The organism is Streptomyces sp. adm13(2018) (genome assembly GCF_008042145.1).
Classification (GTDB): domain Bacteria; phylum Actinomycetota; class Actinomycetes; order Streptomycetales; family Streptomycetaceae; genus Streptomyces.
In genome coordinates this window covers 29,564-38,112 of record NZ_RDBH01000105.1, presented here as the reverse complement: position 1 = coordinate 38,112, position 8,549 = coordinate 29,564, and the positions used below count along the sequence as shown (strand labels likewise).

8 protein-coding genes are annotated in these 8,549 nt (G+C 74.8%); 4 read left to right on the top strand and 4 right to left on the bottom strand.

Going from position 1 to position 8,549, the window contains the following annotated elements:
* Nucleotides 1-42 precede the first annotated feature (42 nt).
* Together EAO70_RS09625 and EAO70_RS09620 are read right to left on the bottom strand one after the other, a co-directional pair.
* Nucleotides 43-1,620 carry a glycerol-3-phosphate dehydrogenase/oxidase gene (locus EAO70_RS09625; RefSeq protein WP_148002589.1) on the bottom strand — a complete coding sequence of 526 codons (1,578 nt, stop codon included), beginning with the start codon at nucleotides 1,618-1,620 and terminating at the stop codon, nucleotides 43-45.
* Entirely contained in the window at nucleotides 1,617-2,216 is a 600-nt protein-coding gene (locus EAO70_RS09620) for a TetR/AcrR family transcriptional regulator (RefSeq protein ID WP_148002588.1), read from the bottom strand. The genes EAO70_RS09625 and EAO70_RS09620 overlap by 4 nt, the downstream gene beginning before the upstream one ends.
* 74 nt (nucleotides 2,217-2,290) lie before the next feature.
* Here EAO70_RS09620 and EAO70_RS09615 point away from each other — a divergent pair, with 74 nt between their 5' ends.
* The 3 genes from EAO70_RS09615 to EAO70_RS09605 all read left to right on the top strand — a co-directional run bounded on the left by EAO70_RS09615 (nucleotide 2,291) and on the right by EAO70_RS09605 (nucleotide 6,681).
* Nucleotides 2,291-3,886: an FAD-binding oxidoreductase gene (locus EAO70_RS09615; protein ID WP_148002587.1), complete on the top strand. Its 1,596-nt coding sequence runs from the start codon at nucleotides 2,291-2,293 to the stop codon at nucleotides 3,884-3,886.
* Between the two features lie 30 nt (nucleotides 3,887-3,916).
* A complete protein-coding gene (locus EAO70_RS09610; RefSeq protein ID WP_148002586.1) occupies nucleotides 3,917-4,798 on the top strand; it encodes a diacylglycerol/lipid kinase family protein in 882 nt (293 codons plus the stop codon).
* 287 nt (nucleotides 4,799-5,085) lie between these two features.
* On the top strand, nucleotides 5,086-6,681 hold the full coding sequence (locus EAO70_RS09605) for an alpha/beta hydrolase (RefSeq protein WP_148002585.1): 1,596 nt from the start codon (nucleotides 5,086-5,088) through the stop codon (nucleotides 6,679-6,681).
* A gap of 69 nt (nucleotides 6,682-6,750) precedes the next feature.
* On the opposite strand, the gene EAO70_RS09600 is transcribed toward EAO70_RS09605, so the two are convergent.
* The gene (locus EAO70_RS09600; protein ID WP_148002584.1) at nucleotides 6,751-7,095 is read right to left on the bottom strand and encodes a MerR family transcriptional regulator; all 345 of its coding nucleotides are present in this window, start codon (nucleotides 7,093-7,095) and stop codon (nucleotides 6,751-6,753) included.
* Nucleotides 7,096-7,169: 74 nt separating this feature from the next.
* On the opposite strand from EAO70_RS09600, the gene EAO70_RS09595 reads away from it, so the two are divergent.
* Nucleotides 7,170-7,796, top strand: a complete 627-nt coding sequence (locus EAO70_RS09595; protein ID WP_148002583.1) for a flavodoxin family protein — start codon at nucleotides 7,170-7,172, stop codon at nucleotides 7,794-7,796.
* Nucleotides 7,797-7,928: 132 nt separating this feature from the next.
* Here the strand turns inward: EAO70_RS09595 and EAO70_RS09590 are convergent, their stop codons facing one another.
* Nucleotides 7,929-8,282, bottom strand: a complete 354-nt coding sequence (locus EAO70_RS09590) for a YkvA family protein (RefSeq protein WP_148002582.1) — start codon at nucleotides 8,280-8,282, stop codon at nucleotides 7,929-7,931.
* Between the last annotated feature and the right edge of the window lie 267 nt (nucleotides 8,283-8,549).

Below are 8,549 nucleotides of genomic sequence, written 5' to 3'. Positions count from 1 at the left end.
AGGTCAGGCCGCGCGACGGCCCCCCGCAGGGGAGCGCGTCCCTCACCCCACCGGCGCGGTCTGCGCCAGCGCGTCCCGGGCCGCCTGCTCGGCCGCGGCGCGGTCCTCCGGGACCAGGCCGATCCGGGTACGGCGGTCCAGGAGGTCGCCGGTGTCGAGGGCGCCCTCGTGGCGGGCGGCCCACACCAGCTCGGCGCCCGTGACCGGGTGGCCGGGCACGACGGGCCGCGCGAGGGCGGGGTCCTCGACGCCGAGCGCCTGCACGGCGGGTGCCTCGGTGCCGTAGCGGTACACGAGGCGCGCCGGGACGTCGAGCCCGGCCAGCACCTGCGGGCGGGCGGCGCCGACCAGGGGGAGGGACGCCGTGCGGCACGGGCCGGCGGTGAGGCCCCCGGCGGTCACGGCGGCGTCGACGGCGTCCTGGGCCATGCGCCGGTAGGTGGTCAGCTTGCCCCCGACGACGGTGACGACGCCGGAGGGCGAGGTGAGCACCGCGTGCTTGCGCGAGATGTCGGCGGTGCGGCCGGCCGCGTCGCGGGTGTCGAGCAGCGGTCGCAGGCCCGCGAAGGCCCCGACCACGTCGGCGCGGTGCACGGTGACGTCCAGTGCGGAGCCGAGCACGTCGAGGAGGAAGCCGATGTCGGTCTCGGGGACCTCGGGCACGTCGGGGATGTCGCCGTCGACGGGTTCGTCGGTGAGGCCGACGTACACGCGTCCGTCGCCCTGGGGCAGGACCAGCACGAAGCGGTTCGACTCGCCGGGGATCGGGATGTGCAGGCCGGCGGAGAGCCGGCCGAGGTCCTCGGAGCGCAGGACGAGGTGGGTGCCGCGCGAGGGGCGGAGGCGGACGTCGTCGACGAGGCCGCCGGCCCAGACCCCGGCCGCGTTGACGACCGTACGGGCCCGGATCCGCAGCTCCTGGCCGGTGGTCTCGTCGCGGACCAGGGCGCCGTCGCGGTCGAGCTCCAGGGCACGGGTCCGGGTGAGGATCCGGGCGCCGTACGCGGCGGCGGTGCGGGCGATGGCGGTCACCAGACGGGCGTCGTCGGAGAGCCGCCCGTCCCAGGAGAGCAGTCCGCCGCGCAGGCCGGTGGGGCGCAGGGCCGGGGCGAGGTGCCGGGCCTCGACGGCGGACAGCGTCCGCGGCCGGGGCAGGGTGCCGCGCCCGGTGCGGGCGCCGACGCGGAGCAGGTCGCCCGCGAGGAACCCGGCGCGGGCGAGCGCGGCCTGGCCGTGGCTGACGAGCGGGGTGAGCGGCAGGACGAAGGGCTGGGCGCGCACCAGGTGGGGGGCGGTGCGCTCCATGAGGACGCCCCGCTCGACCGCGCTCTCGTGGGCGACGTCGAGCTGTCCCGACGCCAGGTAGCGCAGTCCGCCGTGGATCAGCTTGGAGCTCCAGCGGGAGGTGCCGAAGGCGAGGTCGTGGGCGTCGATCGCGGCGACGGTGAGCCCGCGGGTGGCGGCGTCGAGCGCGGCCCCGGCGCCGGTCGCGCCGAGCCCGACGACCAGGACGTCGACGGTGGCGTCGGGACCGCCGTCGGCGAGGCGGCCCAGTTCGCGCCGGCGGCGTTCGGCGCCGAGGGAGGAGCCGGGCAGGGCGGGGCTGCTCGTGGGGGTCATGGGGCGATGGTCCTCTCCAGCAGGGTGCGCAGCTCGTCGAGGAAGGCGGCTTCGCTCAGTTCGGGATCGGTGTCGTCGGTCATGGTGCGCAGCGAGAGCGTGAAGGACTGGACGACGAGCAGCAGCGACCGCGCCTGCAGGTCCGCCCGGACGCGGCGCACCGAGCCGTCCTCGTGGCCGTCCTCGAGTGCCGAGTGGAGGAGTCCGAGGAGGGCGTCCTGGCTGGCTCCGCGGCGGTCGAGGATGTAGGGCAGCAGCAGCTCCGGGTCGACGTCCAGGATCTTGTGGAAGAGCGGGTGCGCCCGGAAGGCGGCGGCCCCCGCGACGAGTCCCTCGACGATCCGCTCCCGCTCGGGGCGGTCGTCGTCGGCGGCCGGCATGGCGCCGGCGGCGACGGCGATCCACTCACGGGTCATCAGGTCGCCCACCAGGCTGCGCACATCGGGCCAGCGCCGGTAGATCGTCATCCGGGACACGCCCGCGCGCCGGGCGACGTCGGTGAGGGTGGTCCGCCGTACGCCGACGGCGAGCACGCAGTCGCGTGCGGCGTCGAGCACGGGATCTGCGTCTTCATGGTTGTGACGAATGGGCGTCATCTGTCACAGTGTAATGCCAGCGTCGGCCGTGCGGCAGCGCCATCCGTGAAACAGACCGTAAGGAACCCCTCGAAGTGGACATGTTGTGGAGCGGTTGGGGCGACCCGGCCAAGGCGGCACCCCTGCCCGACTCGGTCACCGGCCTGCTGCGTGACCTGCTCGGCGTCACGCCGAGGGAGAGCGGCCCGGCCGCCCTCGCCGACATCGAACCGCCCGCCGCGGCCCTGCCCGACGAGGCCCGCGCCGCGCTGCGGTCGGCCCTCGGCGCGCCCGACGCCCTGCGCGAGGACGCCGAGAGCCGCATCCGGCACACCCGCGGCAAGTCGACCCCCGACCTGCTGCGCATCCGCGCCGGCGAGGTCGACGACATCCCCGCCGCGGTCCTGCTGCCCGGCGACCACGACGAGGTCCTCGCCGTCCTGCGGGCCTGCGCCGAGCACGGCGTCGCCGCGGTGCCCTTCGGCGGCGGCACCTCCGTCGTCGGCGGCCTCGCGCCCACCACGAAGCGGCCGTTCGTCGCGCTCGACCTGCGGCGCCTCGACCGGCTGATCGCCGTCGACGAGGTCTCCCGCACCGCGACGCTCCAGCCCGGCCTGCGCGGACCGCGGTGCGAGGCCCTGCTCAACGAGCGGGGCTGGACCCTCGGCCACTTCCCGCAGTCCTTCGAGTGGGCGACCGTAGGCGGCTTCGCCGCGGCCCGCTCCAGCGGCCAGGCCTCGGCCGGCTACGGCCGCTTCGACGAGATGGTCCTCGGCCTGACCGTCGCCACCCCCGAAGGCACCCTGGAGACCGGCCGGGCCCCGCGCTCGGCGGCCGGCCCCGACCTGCGCCAGCTGGTCCTCGGCTCCGAGGGCGCCCTCGGCGTGATCACCGCCGTGACCGTGCGCATCCGGCCGCTCCCCGCCGAGCGGATCTACGAGGGCTGGCGCTTCACCTCCTTCGAGGCCGGCACCGCCGCGCTGCGCCGGCTCGCCCAGGACGGCCCCCGGCCCACGGTGCTGCGCCTGTCGGACGAGTCGGAGACCTTCGTCGGCCTCGCGCAGCCGGACGCCATCGGCAGCGCCGCACTCCCCGAGAACCCGGGCTGCATGGCCGTCGTCGGGTACGAGGGCGGCGCCGAGGAGACGGCGGCCCGGCGCGCCGCGGCCTGCGAGGTCCTCCTCGCCTGCGGCGGCGAGCTCATCGGCGAGGAGCCCGGCGACAAGTGGGAGCACGGCCGGTACAACGCGCCCTACCTGCGGGACGCCCTGCTCGACGCCGGGGCGTTCGCGGAGACGCTGGAGACGGCGGCGTTCTGGTCCGCCCTCCCCGGTCTCCACACGGCGGTGCGGGACGCGCTGACCGCCACGCTCACCGAGGCCGGCACCCCGCCGCTCGTGATGTGCCACATCTCCCACACGTACGAGAACGGCGCCTCGCTGTACTTCACCGTCGTCTCCGCCCAGGGCGAGGACCCCGTCGCGCACTGGGAGCCGGCGAAGCGGGCGGCCAACGACGCGATCCTGGCCGCCGGCGGCACCATCAGCCACCACCACGGCGTCGGCACCGACCACCGTGACTGGTACGCCCGGGAGGTCGGCCCGCTCGGCATCCGTATGCTCCAGGCCGTCAAGGCCGAGGTCGACCCCTCCGGTGTGCTCAGCCCCGGAGTCCTCATCCCCGTCCGCTGACCCTACTTCTGCCGCCCGGAGGCCATGCCCATGCGACAGTTCACCGCCGTCGTCAACCCCACCGCAGGGGGTTCCAGCGGCACGGCGGGTCTCCTCCCGCTGGCCCGTCTGCTGCGGGAGGCGGGCGCGAGGCTCGACACCGTCTACAGCCGCAGCCTGGAGCACGCACGCGAACTCGCCCGGGAGGCCGGGGCCCGGGGGCACGTGGTGCTCGCCGTCGGCGGTGACGGGATGGCCGGCTGCGTCGGCGGCGCGCTCAGCGGTACGGACACGGTCTTCGGCCTCGTCCCCGCGGGCCGCGGCAACGACTTCGCCCGCGCCCTGGACCTCCCCTCGGACCCCCGGCGGCTCGTCGAGACCCTGCTCCACGCCGAGCCGCGGGCCGTCGACACGATCGAGGTGGAGTCCGCCGTCCACGCGCGGACCTGCGTCCTCGGCAGCGTGTACGCGGGGGTGGACGCGGTCGCCAACCGCCACGCCAACCACTCCCGGCTGCTGCGCGGCGCGGCCTCCTACTACGCGGGCGGCCTGCGGGCGGTCCTCGGCTGGAAGCCCGCCGCGTACCGCGTCACCGTCGACGGGGTGCGCCACGAGCGCACCGGCTACACCGTGGTGGTCGCGAACTCGGGCTACTACGGCTTCGGCCGGAACGTCGCCCCGGGCGCGCGGATCGACGACGGCACGCTCGACGTCGTGATCATCAAGAAGGCGCCGAAACGTCTCTTCTTCGCGATGATGAACGAACTCAAGACCGGCGCGCACGTGAAGCGTCCCGAGGTCGAGATCCTGCGGGGCCAGGAGGTCCGCATCGAGGCGGACCGCCCCCTCCCGTACGGCGCGGACGGCGAGGTCGACGCGGTCCTGCCGGTGACCCTCCGGGTCCGGCCGGCCGCACTCAACGTCCTGGCCTGACACGGGCGTCGAGGGGCGCCCGTCCGGCCGCGCCGGTGGTGCCGGCCGGTTCCTCCCCCGGGGGGGCAGGCCGGCACCACCGGCGTGTGCGGGCAGCCGGGCCTCCGCGCTGTCGCGCGGTCCGGACGGGAGAACCGGGGGTCGCGTTCTCCGCCTCGGGAACCATTCCTCCCGCGCGCGCTCCTCCTCTGGTCTGACGAGTCGTGCCCGGCGGAAGGATTCGCACAACTCCCGTCTGAGCAAAGGTGCATGAGACGAATCCACCTCCCGCAAGGATCTGACTCACTGTGCGAAGCACGCGAATAGCACCCCTCGTGGCCATCAGCGCGGTCGCGGCCCTGGTGCCCGCTCTCACACCCGCCGTCGCGTCCGCGGCCGCCCCGACACCCCGTCAGGTCGTCAACGATCCCCTCCGGCAGTACACCCACCAGACGCCGCGCTGGAAGCGCTGCGAGGCCGACCTGCCGGCGAACTACCAGTGCGCCACGCTGAAGGTGCCACTCGACTACAGCCGGCCGGGCGGCCGGAAGCTCGACGTCGCGGTGTCCCGCATCAAGGCCACCAACCCCCAGAAGCGCCACGGCGTCCTGCTGCTCAACCCCGGCGGCCCCGGCGGCCCCGGCCTCGACATGCCCCTCTGGCTGGGACCCGAACTGCCGACCGCCGTGAAGGAGCGGTACGACCTGATCGGCTTCGACCCCCGAGGCGTCGGCCAGAGCTCGCCCCTCGGCTGCGGTCTGAACGACGAGGAGCTGAACTGGCAGCGCCCGTACAAGGCCGCGACGTTCGACAAGGACGTCCGCTGGGCCCGGACCGTGGCCGACAAGTGCCGGGCGAGGAACGGTGACGCCCTGGCCCACTTCACCACCCGCAACAGCGCGCGGGACATGGACGTCGTCCGCGCCGTGCTCGGCGAGAAGAAGATCTCCTACCTGGGGTACTCGTACGGCACCTACCTGGGCGCCGTCTACACCCAGATGTTCCCCCGGCGCACCGACCGCTTCGTCCTCGACAGCGCGGTCGACCCGCAGCGCGTCTGGCGCGGCATGATCCAGGTCTGGGCCGAGGGCGCGGAGCCCGCGTTCACCCGCTGGACCAAGTGGACCGCCGCACGGCACGCGACGTACGGCCTCGGAGACACCCCGGCCCAGGTCTCGCGGACCTTCTGGGACCTGGTCGCCCGCGCGGACCGCGAGCCGATCGAGGTCCAGGGCACCCTCCTCACCGGTGACGACATCCGCGCCGGACGGGCCGTGTTCTTCGACGTACAGGGTGCCGCCGAGGCGGTCGCCGAGCTCAAGAAGGCCGCCGAGGGGACTCCCTCCGCCGCGCCCTCGCGCCGCGCCGAGGCCCCCCGCCACGTGCCGCCGTCGTTCGGCCGCGCCGTCCCCTCGGACAACTCGGACGCGGTCTTCTGGGCCGTGGCGTGCGCCGACACCCGCGCCTGGCCCCGCGACCCCGAGCAGTACCGGCGCGACGCGATCCGCGACAAGGCCCGCTACCCGCTCTACGGCGACTTCGCCTCGAACATCAAGCCGTGCGCCTTCTGGAAGAACGGCGCCGAGCCCGCCACGACCGTGAACAACACCGTCGGGGCGCTGATCCTGCAGAACGAGTGGGACTCCCAGACCCCGCTGGTCAGCGGGCAGGGACTGCGCCGCACCATGAAGGGCGCCCGGATGGTCACCGTCCTCGGCGGCCAGGGCCACGGCGTCTACGGTGCCAAGTCCTGCGCCGACAAGACGGCCACCGCCTACCTCACCACGGGCCGGCTCCCGGCCTCCGACCTCCGCTGCGTCGCCACTCCGGCCCAGGCGCAGAACCGTCTGGACCTCCCGCTGCCCGCGCCCCAGGGCCTCCCGGGCCTGCCCGGCCGCTCCTGACCGACCCGGCACCCGCCCGCCGGCGGCGGCGCCCCCACACCCCGGGGGCGCCGCCGCCGGCGGGCTCCGTCACGCCCCGGCCAGATACCCGGCGAGCGTGGTGCGGCGCCGGTGCAGGTCGTCGATGCGGGCGTCGACGGCCGCCAGTTCACGGAGCATCAGGTCCCGGATGTCGGCGCACCAGTCGAACGCCGTCCCGTCCCCGCCGGTGCAGGGCAGCACCACCCGGATCACCTCGGTGGGCAGTCCGGCGGCCAGCAGCGCACGGACCTTGCGGACGGTCGCCACCGCGTCCTCGTCGTACGACCGGTAGCCGTTCGGGCCGCGCCGCGCCTCCAGGAGGCCCTGCGCCTCGTAGTAGCGCAGCAGCCGCGAACTCACCCCGGTCCGCCGCGACAGCTCCCCGATCAGCATGCCCGCCCGCCTTCCGCCCCGTCGTGGATCGGTCTGTTGACCTTGACACCAGTGTCAACCGTTAGCGTCCGGGCATGACCACTCATTCCCCGCGACCCGCGGAACGCTCCTTCCTGTTCGTGCTGGGCAGCTCACGCGCCGACGGCAACACGGAGATACTCGCCAGGGCCGCCGCCGAGACCCTGCCCGCCGACGTCCCCCAGCGGTGGATCGACCTCAACGGGCTCCCGCTGCCGGACTTCCAGGACGGGCGCCACGAGGAGGGCGACTGGCCGGTCTCCGAGGCCGAGCGCACCCTGCGGGAGGCCACCCTGGAGGCCACCGACATCGTGATCGCCTCGCCCCTCTACTGGTACACGCTCTCCGCCCCCACCAAGCGCTACCTCGACTACTGGTCGGGCTGGCTCGGCGTACCCGGCCTGGACTTCAAGAAGCGGATGGCGGGCCGGACGCTGTGGGCCGTGACGGCCATGTCGGACGAGGACGAGGCCGTCGCCGACGGCCTGGCCACCACCCTCAACCACACCGCCGCCTACCTCCGCATGGGCTTCGGCGGCGTCCTCCTCGGCAACGGCTCCCGGCCCGGCCAGGTGCTCACCGACGAACGGGCCATGAAGCGCGCCGAGACGTACTTCCACGGGGAGGCGCCGCGGGCCCTGTTCCCGCAGGAGGCCGCCGAGGCGCGGGGAAGCGCCGTGTGACGGACGGCACGCGCGACGGGAGCCCCGCGACGTGCCGCGCCAGACGTGTGAGACGTGTGACCCACGGCACGCGGCGCGACGCGCGTGCGGGAGTGCGAGGGCCGAGAGGCGTCTGACGGGCGGGAGCCCCGGTCAGGCGCCTCTGCGCGGTTCCCGGGACAGGGCCGCGTCCCCGCCGAGCGCGGTCCCGGGGTCCGAGAGGAGGGTCTTGGCGTCCGCGCCGCTCCGTCCGGCCGCCGCGTACAGCCCCCGCAGGGCGAGCAGGAGCACGCCGATGTCGTCCAGGTAGACGGGGTCCGGGATCAGGTCGATCGGCGAGATGGTGTAGACCACCGCCGCCCAGAACAGCGCCTTCGACTGCAGCGGGATCCCCGCGTCGAGGAGCAGCCGGCGCGCCCGGAAGACACGGACGAGCAGCACGGCCGCGCACCCCGCCGTCGCGAGCAGCAGGACCACGGCCACGACCAGCCAGACGGTGCCGTCCACACCGCGCTCCTTCCGTAGGCGTACCGCCCGCGCCGACGCGCGGACCTTCCCAGGCTACGACGCCCGGCCCGCCGCCCCGCCCCGCCGCCGGCCGGACCGGGCGGCATCCCGGCCAACCGGCGATATGCCCTGATTGCACCCGCTTGAAGCGTGACTAGGGCCACTCCGCGCAGGTCATCGCGCATGGAAGTGTGCCCCCCGGGCAGGCGGCCGAACCGCCGGTGAGACCGGCAGGGGGATTTCAGAGGAACGAAAGGCCATACCCGA

Coding starts and splice junctions, on each gene's coding strand:
- EAO70_RS09595 (WP_148002583.1), top strand. CDS start 7,170: ATGACCACTCATTCCCCGCGACCCGCGGAACGCTCCTTCCTGTTCGTG.
- EAO70_RS09625 (WP_148002589.1), bottom strand. CDS start 1,620: ATGACCCCCACGAGCAGCCCCGCCCTGCCCGGCTCCTCCCTCGGCGCC.
- EAO70_RS09620 (WP_148002588.1), bottom strand. CDS start 2,216: ATGACGCCCATTCGTCACAACCATGAAGACGCAGATCCCGTGCTCGAC.
- EAO70_RS09610 (WP_148002586.1), top strand. CDS start 3,917: ATGCGACAGTTCACCGCCGTCGTCAACCCCACCGCAGGGGGTTCCAGC.
- EAO70_RS09600 (WP_148002584.1), bottom strand. CDS start 7,095: ATGCTGATCGGGGAGCTGTCGCGGCGGACCGGGGTGAGTTCGCGGCTG.